This is a genomic window from Pseudomonas sp. NPDC086581 (assembly GCF_044746165.1).
Lineage (GTDB): Bacteria > Pseudomonadota > Gammaproteobacteria > Pseudomonadales > Pseudomonadaceae > Pseudomonas.
Window position 1 is genome coordinate 36,336 of sequence record NZ_JBIVBR010000022.1, and the last position, 20,368, is coordinate 56,703.

Below are 20,368 nucleotides of genomic sequence, written 5' to 3' on the forward strand. Positions count from 1 at the left end.
CTCCTCGTCTTCCCGCATTGCCAGCGCTCCACCTCTGCCCTAATCTTGGCCCCTTCAAATTCATCCGATGATTGGATGTTTCCATGCCAAGCCCTATTCAGAAGCGCTCGCTGGTGGACATCGCCCTCGAGCAGATCCGCCTGCGTATCGACGACGGCACCTGGCCGCTCGGCCAACGCCTGCCACCGGAACCCGAACTGGCTGAGTCCCTGGGTATCAGCCGCAATACCGTGCGCGAAGCGGTGCGCGTGCTGACCTTCTCCGGCGTGCTCGAAGTTCGCCAGGGCGACGGCACCTACGTGCGCGCCTGCGCCAACCCTCTGGACACCATGCTGGTGCTGGCGCGCAGCTCGGTGGAGCAGGCCCTCGAGGCGCGCGGCGTCATCGAGGTGGAGGCCAGCCGGCTGGCCGCCGAGCGCCGCACCGAAGCCGACCTCGCTGCCCTGCGCGAAGCGCTGGAGTCCTCCGCCGTGCATCACGGTGGCCCGCTGGACGAATACATCGCCCACGACCTGGCCTTCCACCAGCGTGTGGTGGACAGCGCCCACAACCCGGTGCTCAGCGAGCTGTACCGCTATTTCTCCCAGGTCATCCGCGCCGGCCTGGAACGCACGATCAGCGACCCGAACCGGCCTCAACCGAGCTTCGAACTACACCGAGAGCTGCTGGACGCCATTGCCCATGGCGACGCCGACGCAGCCGCAAAAGCGAACCGCGCGCTGCTGATCTGACTCTGAATTCTTTCTTCTGCCTGCTGCCCTGGAATGCCCACCATGTCCTTGCCCAATGACCCGAAAGACGCCGAGCACAAGGTGTCCTGTCCGCCCGAAGAACTGCTGATCGACGCCGAGGACGATGACGCGAAAGCTGCGCCGCACCCGCAACGCACGTGGCTGTTGCTGATGGGCCTGGTGCTGGTGGCGATCAACCTGCGCCCGGCGCTTTCCAGCCTGTCGCCGCTGCTCAACACCGTGCGTGACGGCACCGGTCTGTCCGCTGCCGCTGCGGGCCTGCTGACCACCCTGCCGGTGCTCTGCCTGGGCCTGTTCGCGCCGTTGGCGCCGATGCTCGCGCGGCGTCTGGGCGCCGAGTGCACCGTACTGCTGATCCTCTTCACTCTGGCCGGCGGCATCGTCCTGCGCAGCCTGTTCCCGGTGGCCGGGCTGTTCCTCGGCAGCCTGGTGGCCGGCGCCAGCATCGGCATCATCGGCGTGCTGCTGCCGGGCATCGTCAAGCGCGACTTCCCGCACATCGCCGGGACCATGACCGGCGTCTACACCATGGCCCTGTGCCTGGGCGCTGCCACCGCCGCCGGCGCCACCGTGCCGCTGGCCAAGCTGATGGACAACAACTGGCAGGTGGCGCTGGCGTTCTGGGCGATCCCGGCCGTGGTTGCCGCAGCGATCTGGCTGCCGCAGACCCGCCAGAACCACCACGCCCATCGCGCGGTGTACAAGGTGAAGGGCCTTTGGCGCGACCCGCTAGCCTGGCAGGTGACGTTGTACATGGGCCTGCAATCGTCGCTGGCCTACATCGTCTTCGGCTGGGTGCCGTCGATCCTCATCGACCGTGGCCTGAGCGCGGTGGAAGCCGGCCTGGTGCTCTCCGGCTCGGTGATGGTGCAGCTGTTCAGCGCCCTCGCCGCGCCGTGGCTGGCCACCCGCGGCAAGGACCAGCGCATCGCCGTGGTGATCGTCATGGGCCTGACCCTGGCCGGCCTGCTCGGCCTGCTGTTCGCCCCGCTCTCTGGCATCTGGGGCTGGGCGGTGGTGCTCGGTCTCGGCCAGGGAGGTACCTTCAGCATCGCTCTGGCGCTGATCGTGCTGCGCTCACCGGACTCCCATGTCGCTTCCAACCTCTCCGGCATGGCCCAGGGCGTGGGCTACACCCTGGCGGCCTGCGGGCCATTCCTGGTCGGCGTGGTGCACGACGCCACCGGCGGCTGGGCAGCGACCGGGGTGATCTTCGTGGTGGTGACGGTAGCGGGGATCGTCTTCGGCCTGGGCGCCGGGCGGGACAAGCTGGTGCAGGTGACGAGCCAGCACATCTGAGGTCGCCGGATCGTAGGACGCATGACGCCCCAGGCGTCATCGCCATGGCGGCGGATAACCCGTTCCGGGTAATTCGCCCTACGCAGGAACTTCACTGTAGGAGCGAGCTTGCTCGCGAACAGCGCTCCATGGGAACGCCGGAGCAAGCTTCATCACCCGCTTCGGCCCATCAAACTACAGGCGGCGGCGGAGGCCGCTGCGAACTGGCCACCCACGCGCTGACCAGGTTGTACACCACTGCCAGCAGCACCGGCCCGAGGAACAGGCCAATGAAACCGAAGCTGAGCAACCCGCCGAGCACGCCCAGCAGCACCACCACCAGCGGCAGGTTGCCGCCGCGGCTGATCAGGTAGGGCTTGAGGATGTTGTCCACGCCGCTGATCACGAAGAAGCCCCAGATCGCCATGAACACCGCGTAACCGTAGCTCTCCTGATAGAACAGCCATATGACGGCCGGGCCCCACACCAGCGGCGGCACCATCAGCAGGCTGCAGACGAAGGTCAGCAGACCGAGCACCAGCGCACCCGGCACTCCGGCGATGAGAAAGCCGATGGTAGCCAGCACGGCCTGAGCGGCGGCTGTGCCGATCACGCCGTTGACCACGCGCTGCACGGTGCCGGCGATGATGTCCATGTACTGCTGCGCGGCGGTGCCGATCAGGCGTTCCAGCACGCCGTGGGCGAACGCTTGCAGGCGCTGGCCATCGCGGTAGAAGAAGAAGATCAGCACCAGGCTCAGCACCAGTTCGAAGATACCCGCGCCCAGCTTGGCGCTGCGCGCCAGGGCCCAGTTACCAACCTCGCCCATGTACGGTTTGAGCGCGGAGAACATCGCTACGCCCTGCTGGTCGGCCTGATACCACCAGCCGATCAGTCGGTCGCCGATCAGCGGCACTCGCGCCATCCACTCCGGCGGCGGCGGCAGGCCGGCGACCTGCAGGTTCTTCACCAACTCGACCCCTTCGCGCACCCTATCCACCAGGCCGAAACCCAGCCACACCAGGGGCAGTGCGACCAGCACGATCCAGCCGAGGGTCAGCAGGCCCGCCGCTGCGGCCTGGCGACCGCCCAACGCCTGCGTCAGCAGACGCATCAGCGGCCAGCTGGCGAAGGCCAGCACGGCGGCCCAGAACAGCGCCGACCAGAATGGCAGCAGCACCCAGATACTGGCGCCCAGCAGGCCGAGCAGCAGCAGGCGCAGCAACAGGCGATCGTTGTCGAACATTGGACACCCCGATTGGCTCGAAAGCCCCAGTGTAGGGCGTTTCCGTTCTCAACGTAGGATATTCAACTTGGAGAATCAGTTCAGGGAAATCAGCGCAACCAGGTCAGATGCAAACCGTCGCCCTCATCCTTGCCCTGCTCCAGACGCGCATCGCGCACGCCCTGAGCGGTGAGCGCAGCGCGCCAGTCACCGGCATGCTGGCCGGCCAGTTCGACGCGCACGCCAGTGTCCAGGCGCAAGGTGCGCACCAGCAGGTCGAGCCAGGCGCCGCCCGGCTCCTGCGGCACGTGGCTGAGGGTCAGCTCGCCGTTGGCCTTGAGCAGACGCATCAAGGTTGCCGGGCTGGGCAGCAGTTCGCCGAGGGCGGTGCTGTCCAGTTGTTCGGCGTGCAGATAGGCGCGGCGGTTGCCACGAGTGATGGTGTAAATGGCCAACAGGCTGTTCTCGTGGGGCGCGGCGAGGCGCACCAGCAGGTAGGCCTGCTGTTCGTCGGGGCCGAACAGCTTGGAGTTGCCGAATACGGAGTTGGCCAGCAGGTTGCTGGAGCCGCAATCGCGGCTCTCGCACCAGAACAGCGGCGTGGCGTCTGCCTTGAGCAGGTCCTTGCGCGCGGTGGCGAAGGCGCTCTGGCTGGAATCCTCGTCGGGCAGGCGATAGGTCACGGCCGTCAGGTCACCGATGGCGCGCACCTCTCCTTCCATGCGCAGGCGCCCGCTGATGCGGCTGATCGAGCCCTGCGGGTAGATGCGTTCCTGGCTGGCAGCCTGGTTGAAGTCGACGATCTCCGAACGCGGGAAGCGCGGCAGGATCTCCAGGTCGTGGCTATCGGGCAGGTCGGCGGCGCCGGCGAGGCTGGCGAAACCAAGCAGTCCGCCAGCGATCAAGGTACGGAGCAGCCGTGACATCCGGTGCGCGTCGGTCCTGACGAGGTGAGGGTGTTCCGGCCCCTGGCGCGCGGCGGTCTGGATGTCGAGCATGCACAATCTCCCTGAAGCGATCCGTGCAGCGTCGCGGTCGGCCCCGCTTTAGTCAAGCCGCAGGGCGCTACGGGGTGTTTCCCTCAAGCCTGCAGGAAGGGTCGAAATATCGCCGCAACAGCCTCGGCGCCCACCTCGTCGTCCAGGTGCAGGTGGTGCTGGCCGGGCAGCTCGTGGACCGCGAAGGGCGGGCTCTTCAACATTTCGCGCAAAGCCGGCTCGACCATCAGCAGGCCCTGCTGCGCCAGCACCAGGCTGGCAGGACACTGCACGGACTGGACGAATTGTCGCGCATGGGCGCGGGTCAGGCGCAGCGGCGAGGGCAGCGTCAACCGTGGGTCTGTGCGCCAGGTGTAGCCGCCGGGCACCGGCACCAGGCCCCGGGAGGCCAGCAGCTCCGCCGCCTCGCGGCTCACCGCACCAACGCCCTTCATGCGCGCTTCCACCGCGCGGTCGATGGCTTCGTAGACCGGCTTGCGCTTGTTCGGCAGCGCCAGCTGGGCACGCAGCGCTTCGCCGAGTTTCTTTGGCGAGGTGTCCGGCTCGCCGGTGTAGGGCACCAGGCCGTCGATCAGTGCCAGGCGCTCGATACGCTCAGGCATGGCAGCGGCCAGCAGCACCGAGACAATGGCCCCCATGGAATGCCCGAGCAGGGAGAAACGCTCCCAGCCCATCTGGTCGGCCACCATCAGTACGTCCAGCGCATAGTCCCACAGCAGGTAGCTGGCCCCCGGAGCACGGTGGCCGGAATGGCCGTGACCGGCGAAGTCCAGGGCGAGGATGCGCACGCCTTCGAGCTTGGGCGCCAGGCGGGCGAAGCTCATGGCGTTGTCCAGCCAGCCGTGCAGGGCGATCACCGGACGCCCGTCTTCCGGGCCGAAGAGGTGCGCGGCCAGCTCGATGTGCGGCAGGTTCAGGCGGATTTCCTGGACTTTGGCGGTCATGGCGTTTCCTTAGGCGTTGGCGCGCTGTTGCCAGCGGGCAAAGACGGTCTTGAGCAGCGCGGCGGTGTCCTGCGGGCGCTCCAGCGGGAACATGTGGCCACCCGGCAGCGACAGGCTCTCGCCCATGGGGACGCGGCCGATCAGGCGGGCATGATGTGGCAATACCACGCGGCTGTGGCGACCGCGCACCATAGTCAGCGGCACGGCCAATTGCGTGGCGCGACCCGGAGCGGTATGCGGCACGTTGCGGTAGATGGAGATTTCGGTGGCCGGGTCGAACTTCAGCCGCAGGCCCCGCGCGTCGACCGGCGCCAGCCCGTGGCGCACGTAGGCCTCCAGGCAGTCGCGGTCGAAGCGCTTGAACAGCGGCTTGCCGGCGAAGTATTCCAGCGCCTCGGCGAAGTCGCCGAAGTCCTCGCGGCGGCCGAGCGTGCGGCCGGCTGGCGTCAGCCGGTCGATGAAGCCGAAGCGCTTGGCGACGCGGATCACCAGTTGGTCGGCCAGCGTCAGCAACGGCGAGTCGAGCATCACCACGCCGCGGTACAGCTCGGGTTTGCGCAGCGCCGCGTGGTAATGCAGCACGCCACCGAGGGAATGGCCGACGCCCCACACGGGCTCGTCCAGCGCTTCGAGGTGATGCAGCAACTCTTCCACCAGGTTTTCCCAGTTGGCGTTCACCGGGAAGCGCGGGTCATGGCCGTGCATGTCCAGCCGATGGACCCGGTAATCCGGCTCCAGGGCATCGAACAACTTGCCGTAGGTCCCCGAGGGGAAGCCATTGGCGTGGGCGAAGAAGACCGCTTGCGACATGCTGCGTGAACTCAGGGGAATGACAGCCTGAATTTTCCGACAGCACCGGGGGCGCGGCAATGACCCGCACTCCCGCGAATGACGGCACTACGGCCAAACTCCATGGCGCTCCGGCGCGTTTACCTTGGTTCGCGTGCCTTGCGGCGGATAACGCGTGCCGCGTTATGCGCCCTACGAGGGCGCCACCGTAGGGCGCATAACTTGGAACAAGTTATCCGCCATCCCCCTTCACACCCAATGCGTCGCGTGGTTCACCACGCTGAACAGGATGCCGCCCGCCACCAGCAGGAACACCACCCCGCACGCGCCATCGATGGCCGGAACGGCTCGCAGTAACCGCCGCTGCCACAACGGCCGGGTGAGGAGGATGCTGAGCAGGCTGAACCAGGCGAAGCCGATTACGAACAGCATCGCTGCCACCGAAACCTTACCAGGCACGGACATGTCCACCGGGATCAGGCTCGTCAGCAGTGCGAGGAAGAACACCAGCGCCTTGGGGTTGAACAGGTTGGTCGCCAGCCCGCGCAGCCACGGGCCAAGCTTCGATGCGGACAACTCGCCGTCGATACGCCCCGCCCCGCCCGGCTTGCGCAGCGCGCGCAGTGCGCCGATGCCGAGCCAGCCGAGGTAAGCCGCACCTACCAGTTGCAGTGCGTTGAACAGCAGCGGCGAGCGGCTGAGCAGCAACGACACGCCGGTCAGCACCAGGGTGCCGTGGACCAGGATGCCGCTGGCCAGCCCCAGGGCGCTTAGCACCCCGGCGCGACGGCCCTGGTGCAGCGAGGTGCGCACCACCAGCGCGACGTCCGGGCCGGGACTGACCAGGGCGACCGCGAACACGGCGGTGAGCATGAGCAAGGCGTGAACCTCCTGCATGGCGGGATTCTCCAGTGGGAATGAAACGGGATTTTTGGGGGGATCAGCGCTGGCGTAGTCGCGCGGGCGGTAATCCGTAGGTACGGCGGAACAGGCGGCTGAAGTGCGCCTGGTCATAGAAGCCCAGGCTCAGGGCGATCTCCGACAGCGGCTGGCCCTTGATCACCCGTGGCAGCGCGCGTTCCAGGCGCAGTTGGGTGAGCCACTGGTGCGGCGGCAATCCACACTGGTGGCGAAAGCGGCGCAGCACCTGCCAGGGACTGAGGTCGCAGAACTCGGCGATCTCTTCCAGGGTTGGCGGGGTCTCCAGGCGCGATTCCAGCCACTCGCGTATACGCGCCCAGGTCGGCACATCGAAGCCCTGCCCCGGTTCGCGGATGCGCAGGCTGGAAGCGCGCTCCAGCAGCGCGGCCAACGCCTGCCAGAGCTGGCCTTCCTGCGCCAGCCGCTCGCCGCCCAGCATCAGGGCGTGGGCGCGTTGCAGCTCGACCTGCAGCAGCGGGTCGCGCAGCTGCGCGGCAGTCAGGCGCGGCGCGCCCTGGCGGCCATCGCTGAAGGCGCGGCAGGCGTCGTCCAGCCACTGCGGATCAATGGACAGCACGCGGATGCGGTAGCCGTCCTCGCCCTCACTGGAACCGTCGTGAATGCTCTCGGGGCTCATCAGCAGGATGTCGCCATTCCCGGCCAGCGAGCGCTCACCGCGATGGGTGTAGCGCTGGCAGCCGTCCAGCATCAGCCCGACGTGATAGTCGAGATGAAAATGCCGGGGAAAGGCGAAACGGCGGTACTCGGCGTCGATGAAACGGACGCCGGGCAAGCCGCTGCTGTGGTGTTCGATGCGTTCCATAGGCCTACTTTACCGGCGCGGGAACGGCGGGTCTTGGACAAAATTGCGAGGGTGCCGGGCGGCGCTGCTCCCACTGACGCATGTAACCGCAGGGAGCGCCTTTGCAGGATGGGCGGAGCCTAGGCGATACCCATGCTGCTGGTGCAGGGATAGATGGGTATCGCTTCGCTCCACGCCATCCTACGGTCCCATCCTGGGACAGGCCGCAGATTGGAACTGGTTCAGCGCTCCAGCGGCACCACCGCCATGGTCAGCCGCGAGATGCAGCTCGGCTTGCCGTCATCCCCATGCAGGCGGATCTCCCAGACGTGGGTCGAGCGACCTATATGTACCGCCTTGGCCACCGCAGTCACCCGCCCGCTGCGCAACCCGCGCAGGTGGTTGGCGTTCACCTCCAGGCCCACGCAGTAGTACTTGCTGTTGTCCAGGCACAGGTAGCTGGCGGTGGAGCCGACGGTTTCTGCCAGCACCACCGACGCGCCGCCGTGCAGCAGGCCGTAGGGCTGGTGGGTGCGCGAATCCACCACCATGCTGGCGGTCAGCGAGTCGTCGTCGAACGCCTCGAAACGGATGTCGAGCACTTCACCGATGGTGTTCTTCAGGTTCGCGTTGAGCTTTTCCAGGTCGGGCGTGGTGCGCCAGGTCATTCCGCATTCCTTCTGTCATTCATGCCATTGCACCGCCTCGCGGCGCTCCGCCCATTCATTGAAGCGCTTGCCGTAGGTCCCTTCCACCACGTTGCGCTTGATCTTCAAGGTCGGCGTGAGGAAGCCGTTGTCCACGGTCCAGACGTCCTTGACCAGCACCAGACCAGCCAGCCGCTCGTGCTTGTCCAGCGCATCATTCACTTCAGTCAGCAGCTCCTGCAGGCTTTGCTCCAGCTGGCTGCGCGAGCCGTTGGCGGCTTCCTGGCGGCCCACTTCGGAAAGCACGCAAAGGCCCAGCGGGGCAATCAGACCGTCGCCGACCACGCAGATCTGCTCGATCCGCGAATGCACGGCCAGGCGGTTCTCGATGGGCGCCGGGGCGACATACTTGCCCTTGGCGGTCTTGAAGATTTCCTTGATGCGCCCGGTCAGGCGCAGGTTGCCTTCAGCGTCCTGCTCGCCCTTGTCGCCGGTGCGCAGGTAGCCGTCCTCGGTGATGGTCTCGGCGGTACGCTCCGGGTCCTTGAAGTAGCCGACCATGGTCGCGCCGCTGCGCACCTGCACCTCGCCTTCGTCGCTGATGCGCACTTCCACACCGGGGCTGTTGCGACCGATCCAGCCGGCCCGCTGCTCACCCGGCCGGCAGACGTGGGAGTAACCGCAGTTTTCGGTCATGCCATAGACCTCGAGCACGTTCAGCCCCAGGCGCTGGTACCAGTTGAGCAGCGCTTCGGGCACCGGCGCAGCACCGCAAAGGGCGAAGCGCACGGCGTCCAGGCCAAGGCCGGCAAGCACCTTGCGCCCGATCAGGCGGCCAACGATGGGCAGGCGCAGCAGACGGTTGAGTTTCTGTGCCGGCATCTGCGCATAGACGCCCATCTGGAACTTGGTCCAGATACGCGGCACGCCGAAGAACACCGTGGGCCGGGCGCGGCGCATGTCGGCGACGAAGGTGTCCAGGCTCTCGGCGAAGAACACCGTCTGCCCGGCATACAGCGAGGCCATCTCGACGAACATGCGCTCGGCGACGTGACACAGCGGCAGGTAGGACAGCAGGCGGTCTTCGCCGCCGACGCCGAACAGGTCGATGGCGTGGCTGGCGGCAAAGGCAAAGTTGCCGAAGGTGTGCATCACCCCCTTGGGCGTGCCGGTGGTGCCGGAGGTGTAGACCAGCGTGGCCAGGGTGGCGGCATCCGGGCGCGGGTCGTCGGTCATCGGCGCCAGTTGCTGCAGGTCGCTCCACTGGTGGTCGAACTGTCCTGGCGGGTGCAGGGGCAAGGCCACCGTGGGCACGCCTTCGGGCATGCCGGCAGCCATCGACGGCCAGTCATCCAGCTTGCCGATGAACGCCACTGCCGCTTCAGAGTGGGTCAGCACCTGGCGCGCCGAGTCGGCGGTGAGGTTGGGATACAGCGGCACCGAGACGTGGCCGGCCATCCAGATGGCGATGTCGGCGACTATCCAGTGCGCGCAGTTCTTGGAAATGATCGCCACCCGGCTGCCTTCGGGCAGGTTCAGGCTGCGCAGCCAGGCCGCGGCGCGGCGGGCCTGGTCGCCCACTTCGCCCCAGGTCAGGGTCTGCACTTCGCCGCCGGCCAGCGGCTGCACCAGGTAGCGTTTGTTCGGGTGGCTCTTCTCGCGCTGATAGAACAGGTCGAGTGGTAATCGGACTGCTTTAACCACGTGCCCCTCCTTTTTTCTTGTTGTCAGAGGTGTAGCTCAGGGATATAGCGATGGATCAACCAAGCACTTGCTTGGTTGAATATTCCACGCAGCGCAGCGGCAGACAAGGCTGGTCGTGTGAACTTTTGTAGGATTTAGCCGAAGGATGGGCTCCGGACGCTCTGGACCGGGCCTTGTGTAGAAACATCCGGGCACGATTTGCCGGCGTCGGAAATGCAAAAGGCCCCTTGCGGGGCCTTTTCGCGGAGACTTGTCCACCTCAGGAATGCCGCGGATGGTGCAGCGACACCAGCTCCATCAGCCCCGCCACCGGCACCTCGCCTTCCAGTTCCGCCAGGGTGGCGGTGCTGAACGGCACGGCGTCGCTGCGGCTGCCATGCACCAGCAGGCCGGCCAGCGCGCCCACCAGCGGCTGGTGGGTGACCAGCAGCAGGTTCTGCTCATTGCGGCCGTCGAGGAAGCGCAGCACGTCCTTCGGATCATCGTCGGGGGTCAGCCAGGGCGCAGTGCCGACGGCCCCTTCGAAACCCAACGCCTCGCGGACCAGTTCGGCAGTCGCCTGCGCACGCACGTAGGGGCTTGCGAGGATGCCATCCAGCGGCTGGCCGGCGAGCTGGGCAGCACTTTTCAGCACTTCCTTGACGCCGTGTGCCGTCAGCCGGCGCTCGGAATCGCGGCGAGCCTGGGGTTCGGCTTCACCGTGACGAAGCAACCAGAGCTTCAAAGCTTGGGCTCCTCGTCGCGCACCGGGTGCGGTGCGGGCGGCACGTCGTGCGGGGCCTCGCCTTCGGGAGCATGGGAGGTCGGCCAGTCGGAAAACGGCCAGGGTTTCTCTTCAGTCTGGAAGGTGCCGAAGCGGCCGATCTGCGCGAAGTACTGGCTCAGGCTGTCGCCGAAGCCTATCAAGCTGCCGCTGGGCGCGCCGTAGATGATGCGGTAGACAAGCTGGATGACGACCACGGCGCCAAGGATCATCTCGGCGACGAACCAAACCAGCGCGAAGACCAGCATCCAGACGACGCGCAGGACCAGGGATTCCTTTTCCTGACGTTGAGCGGACGGATGTTCAGCGGACATGAGCGATACCTCCTCAGAAACCGGTGGTGGGAATGAAGTCGACGTCGGTCTTCGGCTCGCCGCTCATCAGCGCGCCGATGACCTGCTCCAGGGTGCGACCGCCGAACAGGATGGCGTTGAGGCCGGCCACCAGCGGCATGTAGACCTGCAGCTCGTCGGCCTTGGCCTTGAGCACCTTGAGAGTGTTCACGCCCTCGGCGGTCTCGCCCATGCGCGCCACGGCGTCTTCCAGTGTCAGGCCTTCGCCCAGGGCAAAGCCCACCTGATAGTTACGGCTCTTGGGTGACGAACAGGTGACGATCAGATCGCCCACGCCGGCCAGGCCGAGGAAAGTCATGGGGTTGGCGCCAAGCTGGACGGCGAAGCGAGTCATCTCCGCCAGGGCGCGGGTGATCAGCATGCCCTTGGTGTTCTCGCCCATGCCCAGCGCAGCAGCCATGCCGGCAATGATGGCGTAGACGTTCTTCAATGCGCCGCCCAGTTCGACGCCGAAGCGGTCGCCACTGGCGTAGACGCGGAAGGTGCGCCCGTGCAGTGCATCCTGCACCTGGGCGCAGAGGTCTTCGTCCTCGCTGGCGACCACGGTGGCGGTCAGCTCATGCTCGGCGATCTCGCGCGCCAGGTTCGGGCCGGAGATCACCGCGATGCGGGATTTCGGCGCGATCTCCTCGAGCACCTGGCTCATCAGCTTGAAGCTCTGCGCCTCGATCCCCTTGGTCAGGCTGACCAGCATCTTGCCCGCCAGCTCCTCGCTGCGGCCGTCGAGCACCTTGCGCAGGGCGCTGGAAGGCACCGCGACGAAGATCATCTCGCATTCGGCGAGCGTGGCGGCGAGGTCCGTGGTCGGCTCCACGCCGTCGTGGATGCGCACGCCCTTGAGGTAGTTGGGGTTCTCGCGGCGGGTGCGGATCGCCTCGGCCTGCTCCTCGTCGCGCATCCACTGGCGAACGCGCTGTCCGTTTTCTGCCAGCAGGTTGGCGAAGGCGGTGCCGAAACTGCCACCACCGAGGACGGCGATCGGTTGCTGCTGTGTCATGTCTGTTCCATTGGTGGCCGCCCAGGGGCAGCGATTGGGGCATTATAAGGCCGCATCGGCGAGCGGCCAGTGCGGATCGTGGGACTGGCAATCAGCGCCGCCTCGTTTAACATCCGTCTGACAGGAAACGTCTCTTTCCAGACGTCGACCCACCCGATAAGAACCGAGAACAAGGCCGTTCCGTGCATCGTCCCGTCCGCGTCCCTTTGCCGCTTTCCCTGCTTGCCGCATTGCTGGCGGGCAAGGCCGTGGCGGGCGACCTGTTCGTGGACAGCCTCGACGTCCCCGAAGTTCTGACCGCGACGCGACTCAAACAGTCCCCCGCCGAAGTCCCCGGCAGCATGACGGTGCTCGACCGCGACCTGATCAAGGCCTCCGGCGCCCGCGACATTCCCGAGCTGATGCGCCTGGTGCCGGGCATGATGGTCGGCTACCTGTCGGGCAACCAGGCAACGGTGAACTACCACGGCACCAACGTCACCGAGGCGCGGCGCCTGCAGGTGCTGGTTGATGGTCGTTCGGTGTACCGCCCGGGCCTGGCCACGGTGGACTGGAGCGACATCCCGGTGGCCATCGAGGACATCGACCGCATCGAGGTCTTCCGCGGCCCGAACGCGGTGAGCTACGGCGCCAACGCGCTGATGGGCGTGATCAACATCCTTACCCGGCATCCGGCGGACAGCCAGGGCACGCGGCTGAAATACACCGTCGGCCAGAACGGCGTGCGTGACTGGTACGCCAGCCAGGGTCTGCACGACCGTTCCGGCGACTATCGGCTGTCTCTTTCCGGCCAGGAAGACGATGGCTTCGACCACGACCAGTTCGGCCGCGACTACCGCGACGGCCGCCGCCTGAGCCGCTTCAACCTGGCAGCCAGCCACAGCCTGGACCTGCGCAACAACCTGGACTGGCAGCTCGCAGCCAAGGAGGGCAGCAACCAGAGGCCCTACGGGTACGAGCCGATCTTCGGCAACATCGCCGCTGGCGACGACAATTCCGACCTGACCGCCCGTGATTACGCAGGCGCCATGCGCTGGACCTTTGACGCCAGCCCTGAGCACAGCCTCTATGTGCAGGGTTACGCCGAGCACTGGGAGCGCCTGCAGGATTTCGGCGCGTGCGAGGCACAGATTGCCTTCAGTCCGCAGCTCGCCCAGCTATGGGAACTGGACCCGAAGTACGTGCAGAACTTCGCCGACACACTGCCGCGCATTCCCCGCGGCGCGCCGCAGAAACAGGCGCTGGCCCGGGAGGTCGTCCAGCAACTGGCGTCCGGCGCCTATCTGCCGGTGTGTGGGCAGGTGAACCAGAACATCCGCGAGACCCGCTACGACCTCGAAGTCCAGGACACCCTGAGCCTCGCCGACGGCGTGCGCCTGGTCAGCGGCATGAGCTACCGCCACGACCAGGCCACCTCTGAAACCTACTTCGACGGCACGGTGAACAACGATATCTGGCGCCTGTTCGGCCAGTTGGAGTGGCACCTGACGCCGCACTGGCTGCTGCAGGGCGGCGCGATGGTAGAGGACGACCAGCTGTCGGGCAGCTCGGTCAGCCCGCGCCTCGCCCTCAACTACCTGATCACCCCGCGCCACAGCCTGCGCGCGGTGTATTCCGAGGCCGTGCGCTCGCCGGACATGTATGAGAACGACGTGAACTGGAGCTACCGGGTGCGCAATCTCTCGGCGCCGGTCTACGGTCAGTCCAACGCCTATTACTTTGCCCGCGCCCACGGTCCCGGCGACCTCGACCAGGAGCGCATGCGCTCGCGGGAAATCGGCTACAACGGCCAATTCGACGAACTCGGGCTCGCGGTCGACATCAAAGCCTACTACGACGAAATCCACGGGCTGATCAGCGATCCCTTGAAGGTCTCCGACTTCGAACCGACCAACGACAACGAAATCCGCTTCACTGGCACCGAAACCCAGCTCGATTGGCGCCTGACGCGACAGGACCGCGTGCGCCTGACCTACGCCTATGTCGACTACGACGCCAGCAGCCGCTACGACCAGCGCCTAACCGCGCGCAACAGCGGCTCGGCTGGCTGGATGCGCGACTGGGGGCGCGGCTGGTCGAGTTCGGTCTTCTACTACGGCGACGATGCACTGAACGAGCACCGCTTCGAGCGCATCGACCTGCGCGTGGCCAAGCGCATTCCCCTGGGTCGCGCGGCGCTGGAGCTGGCCGGCGTTCTGCAGCAGCGGCTGGACGACGAGCCGCTGACCTGGCCGGAAAACCGCTACGACAACCGCCACCTGCTCTATTTCAGCGCCGAGGTGGACTTCTAGCATGTCTGCCCGCCGCTCACGGACGAGCCCCGGCCCCCTCCTCAGCGCCCTGCTTCTCTGGCTGGCCTGCGTGTTTGCGCTGCCGGTCCAGGCACGCGACATCCTGCTGGTCAGCACCGAACAGAGCCCTGCGCTGCAGGACTTCGCCGAAGCCCTGGCGCAACGTCGCCCGCATGACCAGGTGCGGCTGGAATCGCCAGAGAACCTGCCGCCCGCCGACAAGCTGGATCGCGAGACGCACCTGCTGCTGCTTGGCAGCGGTGCGCTGAACTGGCGCCTGGCCAGCCACGACGCACCGCCGGCATTGACTCTGCTGGTCAGCCGCGTCGAAGCCAGGCAAGTGCTGGGCGAGCGCGAGCCGCCGCACCTCAGCCTGCTGTGGAGCGACCCGCCACCGGCACGCCAACTGCAACTGGCGCTGCAACTCAGCCCACGTCCGCAACGCATTGGCGTGCTGATCGGCCCCAGCAGCGAATTTCTCCTGGAAGAGCTTCAGCGCAGCGCGGATCAGCTCGGCGTCGAACTGGTCAGCGAGCTGCAAACCCGCGCCGAAGACAGCCGCCCGCTACGAGAACTGCTCGGTCGCAGTGACCTGCTGCTCGGGCTGGACGACAAACAGCTTTATAACGCGCAGACCATCAAGGGCATCCTCCTCAGCGCTTACGCCGAGAACCGGGCGCTGATCGGCCCCACCGCCGCCTTCGTCAAGGCAGGCAGCCTGGCCAGCACCTACAGCGACCAGAGCGACTGGCTGGAGACCCTCGACACCCTGCTAGACGAGCCGGCGGAGCAATGGCCCCGCAACCTCTACCCCGAACGCTTCAAGGTGCAGAGCAACCGCCAGGTGGCGCGCTCGCTCGGCATCGACCTGCAAGGCGACGCGGAACTCGCGCAGCGCCTGGCCGAAGGAGAAAAACCATGAGTTCCCGCAAGAGCTGGAACATCCAGACGCGCATGCTGGCCATCAGCCTCGGCCCGGCGCTGCTGCTCACCGTGCTGCTGACCGCCTACTTCACGTATTCGCGTCTGCAGGACCTGCGCCTGGAGTCCAACCACACCGGCCAGTTGATCGCCAACCAGCTCGCCCCAGCAGCTGAATACGGGGTGATCTCCGGTAACCTGCCGGTCCTGCAGAGCCTGCTGCGGGCGACCCTGAGCACCGCCCATGTGCGCTTCATCGAAGTGCGCGATCGCGGCGACAACATCCTCGTCTACGTCGAGCACGCCGCCGATCCGGCACAGGCGAGCACCAAGGTGGAAATCTTCCATGCCTCGATCCAGCGCGAAAACATCGCCCTTGATGGCAGCGACCTGGCGAGCTCCAACAACATGCTGCCGACAGCCGCACCGCCCAGCGGGGATTATCTCGGCCGCGTGGTGGTCGGGATGGCCAGCGACGCCTTCAGTGAACGGCAGCAGGAAATCCTTCTCAAGGCCAGCCTGCTCGCGCTGTTCGCACTGATTCTCACCTACCTGCTGGCGCGCCGCCTCGCCCGCCGCCTGGCCGCGCCGATCCGCACCATGGGCCGCGCTGTGCAGGCGATCCAGACCGGCGATTACCACACCACCCTGCCGGTGCCGGATGACGGCGAAGTCGGCGACCTCGCCCGGCACATCAACAACCTTGCCCGCGGCCTGCAGCAGGCCAGCCTGGAGCAGGAGCGCAGCATCGCGCAGCTGGTGGCGGCGCGGGAGGAAGCCGAAGAGGCCAACCGCGCCAAATCCGACTTCCTGGCGATGATGAGCCACGAGCTGCGTACCCCGATGAACGGCGTGCTGGGCATGCTGCAGTTGCTGGAAACCACCGAGCTGAACCAGGAGCAGGCCGAGTACAGCGCACTGGCCACCGAATCCACCGAGCACCTGCTCAAGGTCATCAACGATATCCTCGACTTCTCCCGCGTCGAGCGCGGCGCGCTGGAACTGGAGCGCATCCCGTTCAACCTGCTGGAGCTGATCCAGAGCTCGATTCAGGTTTTTCAGCACAGCGCCCAGCAGCGGGGGCTCGAACTGGAAATGAATGTGCAGGACGGCCTCGACAACCTCGAAGTGCAGGGCGACCCGACGCGCATCCGGCAGATCCTGGTCAATCTGCTGGGCAACGCCCTGAAGTTCACCGAAGAAGGCGGCGTGCGCCTGGAAGCGACCTGGCAGGCGCTGGATGACGAAGTCCTGTGGCTCAGCTGTTCGGTGCAGGACAGCGGCATCGGCATCTCCCGCGAACGCCTGGAACACATGTTCGAAGCCTTCCAGCAGGCCGACTCGTCCACCTCGCGGCGCTACGGCGGCACCGGGCTGGGGCTATCCATCGCGCGCACCCTGGCCGAGCGGATGGGCGGCACGCTGGGCGCGGTCAGCGAAGAAGGCTGTGGTTCAACCTTCACCTTGGAGATTCCCCTGCCCTTCCGGGAGCGTCAGAGTGCCGCAGACGACCGGCCGAATGGCAGCGACGCGCTTGCCACTGGTCAGTCCGTGCTGCTGGTGGAGGACAACCCGGTGAATCAAACGGTCATAGAAGCTATGTTGCGCAGCCTGGGCTATCGCGTCACGCTGGTGGGTGACGGCGCCCAGGCAGTGCGCACCTCCGAGCGCGGCGAGTTCGCGGCAATCCTGATGGATTGCCGCCTGCCGGTGCTCAACGGCTACGAAGCCACCCGGCAGATCCGTGCAAAACCGGGCGGCGAACAGGTACCGATCATCGCCCTGACCGCCAACGCGCTGCAGGGCGACCGCGAGGCGTGCCTGGAGGCGGGAATGAACGACTACCTCGCCAAGCCGTTCAAACGCGCGGAGCTGCAGCGGATTCTGCAGCGCTGGGTTGCTCCAGGTCGTTGATCGATGGAGCACTTGCCCGCAAACTGCGGACCGGCCCGGGGCCTGCGTCCCGACGAGGAAACCTGGCGTCGGCGAAAAGTGAACAAGCGTTCGCCGATTGCTGTGACTTTCACTTAAAGGCAATAGTCTATGACTAGGCTGCCGCATGACACCGTGACAAGAACAACGGAACGCGGCGCCGCAGGCACAAGCCAAACAACGCCTGCTATCCAGGATTTTTGAGGAGCTCGCATGACCAAACAAAACGCCTTCACCCGAGAAGACCTGCTGCGCTGCAGCCGCGGCGAGCTCTTCGGCCCGGGTAATGCGCAACTGCCCGCCCCGAACATGCTGATGATCGACCGCATCACTCACATCAGTGAAGTCGGCGGCAAGTATGGCAAGGGCGAACTGGTCGCCGAGCTGGATATCAACCCGGACCTGTGGTTCTTCGCCTGCCACTTCGAAGGCGACCCCGTCATGCCGGGCTGCCTGGGCCTCGACGCCATGTGGCAGCTGGTAGGCTTCCACCTCGGCTGGCAGGGCAACCCCGGCCGCGGCCGCGCCCTGGGCTCGGGCGAAGTGAAGTTCTTCGGCCAGGTCCTGCCGACCGCCAAGAAAGTCACCTACAACATTCACATCAAGCGTACGATCAATCGTTCGCTGATCCTGGCCATCGCCGACGGCACCGTCAGCGTCGATGGCCGCGAAATCTACAGCGCCGAAGGCCTCCGCGTCGGCCTGTTCACTTCCACTGACAGCTTCTAAGGGTATCCGCATGCGTCGCGTCGTGATCACCGGTCTGGGCATCGTTTCCTGCCTGGGCAATGACAAAGACACCGTCTCCGCCAACCTGCGTGCAGGCCGTGCTGGCATCCGCCACAACCCCAGCTACGCCGAGATGGGCCTGCGCAGCCACGTTTCCGGTTCGGTCAACCTGAACCTGGAAGAGCTGATCGACCGCAAGGTCTTCCGCTTCATGGGCGACGCCGCCGCTTATGCCTACCTGGCAATGGAACAGGCGATCAAGGACTCCGGCCTCAGCCCCGAGCAGATTTCCAACCCGCGCACCGGCCTGATCGCTGGCTCCGGCGGTGCTTCCACCCTGAACCAGATGGAAGCCATTGACACCCTGCGCGAGAAGGGCGTCAAGCGCATCGGCCCATACCGCGTCACCCGCACCATGGGCAGCACCGTTTCCGCGTGCCTGGCCACTCCCTTCCAGATCAAGGGCGTGAACTACTCCATCTCCTCGGCCTGCGCTACCAGCGCGCATTGCATCGGCCAGGCCATGGAGCAGATCCAGCTGGGCAAGCAGGACGTCGTCTTCGCCGGCGGCGGCGAGGAAGAACACTGGAGCCAGAGCTGCCTGTTCGACGCTATGGGCGCCCTCTCCACCCAGTACAACGACACCCCGGAAAAGGCCTCCCGCGCCTACGACGCCAAGCGTGACGGTTTCGTCATCGCCGGCGGCGGCGGCATGGTCGTGGTCGAAGAGCTGGAACACGCCCTCAAGCGTGGCGCCAAGATCTACGCCGAAATCGTTGGCTACGGTGCGACTTCCGATGGCTACGACATGGTTGCCCCGAGCGGCGAAGGCGCCATCCGCTGCATGCAGCAGGCCTTGTCGACCGTGGACACGCCGATCGACTACCTGAACACCCACGGCACCTCCACCCCGGTCGGCGACGTCGCTGAAATCCGTGGCGTGCGCGCAGTGTTCGGCGACAAGGCCCCGGCCATCAGCTCCACCAAGAGCCTGTCCGGCCACTCCCTGGGCGCCGCAGGCGTTCACGAAGCGATCTACTGCCTGCTGATGATGGAAGGCAACTTCATCGCCGGTTCGGCAAACATCGACGAGCTGGACCCGGAAGTCGCTGACCTGCCGATCCTGCGCGAGACCCGCGAAAACGCGAAGATCGACACCGTCATGAGCAACAGCTTCGGCTTCGGCGGCACCAACGCCACCCTGGTCCTGAAACGCCACAACGGCTGATCGATGATCCAAACAGGAAAGGCGCCCCAGGGCGCCTTTTTTGTTGCCTGCGATTCCGGCCCTACCCTGGCGCCGCCGATCCCGTCAGGATGAGCAGGCAAATAAACAGGGAGCGTGCAGATGGATGTTCTGATCAGAAAGGCCCACAACGATGACGCCAAGGCCATCAGCCAGGTCATCGTCGCAACCGTCAGGGAGAGCAACAGCCAGGACTACCCGGCGAGCGTCATTGAGTCGGTGGTTTTGAATTTTACACCTGCGCGGGTGACCGAGTTGCTGGAACACCGGCTGGTATTCGTCGCTTTACTGGATGGCGAAATCGTCGGCACAGGCGCGCTGGACAGCCATGCCGTGCGCAGCCTGTTCATAGCGCCACGGCAGCAGCGTAAAGGCATCGGCCAGGCCCTGATGGCCAGAATCGAGAATGCTGCCTTGGAGCGCGGCGTAGAGGCCCTGCTGGTGCCCTCTTCTCTCACCGCCGAAAGCTTCTACGCCCGCCTCGGCTATCGCCTGCTGCGCGAACAGCTCCACGGCGAAGAACGCACCCTCATCATGACCAAGTCCCTCACCCCCTTGTAGGAGCGAGCTTGCTCGCGAACCGCACTCTTCAGAGTCCCGGACTAACGCCAGAACCACTCTCTATGCCGAACGCCCCCCTCTCCCTTCGGAGCGGGGCGCGCAGCGAGGGTTGGGCAGAGAGCGCACCGCACAGCGGTATCCCGTTGCACAGCGAGCAGCTTTTCCCGCCCCATAAAACAAAACCCCCGACCAGCTCTCGCTGATCAGGGGCTTTGGAATTAGAAGCTTGACGATGACCTACTCTCACATGGAGAAACTCCACACTACCATCGGCGATGCATCGTTTCACTACTGAGTTCGGGATGGGATCAGGTGGTTCCAATGCTCTATGGTCGTCAAGCAATTCGGTTGGATGCTCGCCTTGGCGCTCATCCGAATTCGGGTTGCTTGCACTAATAAGCAAAACCCCCGGCCAGCGATGCTGACCAGGGGTCTTGGGATAGGAGCTTGACGATGACCTACTCTCACATGGAGAAACTCCACACTACCATCGGCGATGCGTCGTTTCACTACTG

19 protein-coding genes and 1 rRNA gene are annotated in these 20,368 nt (G+C 65.8%); 8 read left to right on the forward strand and 12 right to left on the reverse strand.

Annotation, left to right across the window (positions count from 1 at the left end; all coding sequences use genetic code 11):
• The first annotated feature begins 83 nt into the window (after positions 1-83).
• A complete protein-coding gene (locus ACIPK7_RS28850; protein ID WP_401091750.1) occupies positions 84-731 on the forward strand; it encodes a FadR/GntR family transcriptional regulator in 648 nt (215 codons plus the stop codon).
• A gap of 42 nt (positions 732-773) precedes the next feature.
• Positions 774-2,051 carry a CynX/NimT family MFS transporter gene (locus ACIPK7_RS28855; RefSeq protein WP_401091752.1) on the forward strand — a complete coding sequence of 426 codons (1,278 nt, stop codon included), beginning with the start codon at positions 774-776 and terminating at the stop codon, positions 2,049-2,051.
• Between the two features lie 169 nt (positions 2,052-2,220).
• On the opposite strand, the gene ACIPK7_RS28860 is transcribed toward ACIPK7_RS28855, so the two are convergent.
• From ACIPK7_RS28860 to ACIPK7_RS28910, 11 genes are all read right to left on the reverse strand, one after another.
• Positions 2,221-3,276 carry an AI-2E family transporter gene (locus ACIPK7_RS28860; RefSeq protein WP_401091754.1) on the reverse strand — a complete coding sequence of 352 codons (1,056 nt, stop codon included), beginning with the start codon at positions 3,274-3,276 and terminating at the stop codon, positions 2,221-2,223.
• An 89-nt stretch (positions 3,277-3,365) separates the two neighbouring features.
• A complete protein-coding gene (locus ACIPK7_RS28865) occupies positions 3,366-4,253 on the reverse strand; it encodes a DUF4892 domain-containing protein (protein ID WP_401091756.1) in 888 nt (295 codons plus the stop codon).
• Between the two features lie 83 nt (positions 4,254-4,336).
• Positions 4,337-5,197 (reverse strand): alpha/beta fold hydrolase, encoded by an 861-nt coding sequence (locus ACIPK7_RS28870; protein ID WP_401091758.1) that lies wholly within the window; start codon positions 5,195-5,197, stop codon positions 4,337-4,339.
• Between the two features lie 9 nt (positions 5,198-5,206).
• Positions 5,207-6,007 (reverse strand): alpha/beta fold hydrolase, encoded by an 801-nt coding sequence (locus ACIPK7_RS28875; protein WP_401091760.1) that lies wholly within the window; start codon positions 6,005-6,007, stop codon positions 5,207-5,209.
• Between the two features lie 228 nt (positions 6,008-6,235).
• Positions 6,236-6,883 carry a LysE family translocator gene (locus tag ACIPK7_RS28880; protein ID WP_401091762.1) on the reverse strand — a complete coding sequence of 216 codons (648 nt, stop codon included), beginning with the start codon at positions 6,881-6,883 and terminating at the stop codon, positions 6,236-6,238.
• A 43-nt stretch (positions 6,884-6,926) separates the two neighbouring features.
• The gene (locus tag ACIPK7_RS28885; RefSeq protein WP_401091764.1) at positions 6,927-7,730 is read right to left on the reverse strand and encodes an AraC family ligand binding domain-containing protein; all 804 of its coding nucleotides are present in this window, start codon (positions 7,728-7,730) and stop codon (positions 6,927-6,929) included.
• 221 nt (positions 7,731-7,951) lie between these two features.
• On the reverse strand, positions 7,952-8,377 hold the full coding sequence (locus tag ACIPK7_RS28890; protein ID WP_081519161.1) for a hotdog fold thioesterase: 426 nt from the start codon (positions 8,375-8,377) through the stop codon (positions 7,952-7,954).
• A gap of 15 nt (positions 8,378-8,392) precedes the next feature.
• Positions 8,393-10,060: an AMP-binding protein gene (locus ACIPK7_RS28895; protein ID WP_401091766.1), complete on the reverse strand. Its 1,668-nt coding sequence runs from the start codon at positions 10,058-10,060 to the stop codon at positions 8,393-8,395.
• Between the two features lie 259 nt (positions 10,061-10,319).
• Entirely contained in the window at positions 10,320-10,784 is a 465-nt protein-coding gene (sixA, locus tag ACIPK7_RS28900; protein WP_192433912.1) for a phosphohistidine phosphatase SixA, read from the reverse strand.
• Complete coding sequence (locus tag ACIPK7_RS28905) at positions 10,781-11,137, reverse strand: DUF4389 domain-containing protein (protein ID WP_401091768.1); 357 nt, start codon at positions 11,135-11,137, stop codon at positions 10,781-10,783. The genes sixA and ACIPK7_RS28905 overlap by 4 nt, the downstream gene beginning before the upstream one ends.
• Positions 11,138-11,150: 13 nt before the next feature.
• A complete protein-coding gene (locus tag ACIPK7_RS28910) occupies positions 11,151-12,173 on the reverse strand; it encodes an NAD(P)H-dependent glycerol-3-phosphate dehydrogenase (protein ID WP_192433917.1) in 1,023 nt (340 codons plus the stop codon).
• Positions 12,174-12,355: 182 nt separating this feature from the next.
• On the opposite strand from ACIPK7_RS28910, the gene ACIPK7_RS28915 reads away from it, so the two are divergent.
• From ACIPK7_RS28915 to ACIPK7_RS28940, 6 genes are all read left to right on the forward strand, one after another.
• Positions 12,356-14,464, forward strand: a complete 2,109-nt coding sequence (locus ACIPK7_RS28915; protein ID WP_401091770.1) for a TonB-dependent receptor plug domain-containing protein — start codon at positions 12,356-12,358, stop codon at positions 14,462-14,464.
• Between the two features lies 1 nt (position 14,465).
• Positions 14,466-15,386: an ABC transporter substrate-binding protein gene (locus tag ACIPK7_RS28920; RefSeq protein ID WP_192433919.1), complete on the forward strand. Its 921-nt coding sequence runs from the start codon at positions 14,466-14,468 to the stop codon at positions 15,384-15,386.
• Positions 15,383-17,299, forward strand: a complete 1,917-nt coding sequence (locus ACIPK7_RS28925) for an ATP-binding protein (protein WP_401091772.1) — start codon at positions 15,383-15,385, stop codon at positions 17,297-17,299. Before ACIPK7_RS28920 ends, ACIPK7_RS28925 begins: the two co-directional genes overlap by 4 nt.
• Before the next feature lie 231 nt (positions 17,300-17,530).
• Complete coding sequence (fabA, locus tag ACIPK7_RS28930; RefSeq protein ID WP_138216449.1) at positions 17,531-18,046, forward strand: 3-hydroxyacyl-[acyl-carrier-protein] dehydratase FabA; 516 nt, start codon at positions 17,531-17,533, stop codon at positions 18,044-18,046.
• Positions 18,047-18,056: 10 nt separating this feature from the next.
• Positions 18,057-19,274: a beta-ketoacyl-ACP synthase I gene (gene fabB / locus ACIPK7_RS28935; protein ID WP_348590083.1), complete on the forward strand. Its 1,218-nt coding sequence runs from the start codon at positions 18,057-18,059 to the stop codon at positions 19,272-19,274.
• A 120-nt stretch (positions 19,275-19,394) separates the two neighbouring features.
• A complete protein-coding gene (locus tag ACIPK7_RS28940; protein ID WP_401091775.1) occupies positions 19,395-19,853 on the forward strand; it encodes a GNAT family N-acetyltransferase in 459 nt (152 codons plus the stop codon).
• A gap of 224 nt (positions 19,854-20,077) precedes the next feature.
• Here the strand turns inward: ACIPK7_RS28940 and rrf are convergent.
• Positions 20,078-20,193: ribosomal RNA gene (rrf, locus tag ACIPK7_RS28945) — 5S ribosomal RNA — on the reverse strand.
• Positions 20,194-20,368 lie beyond the last annotated feature (175 nt).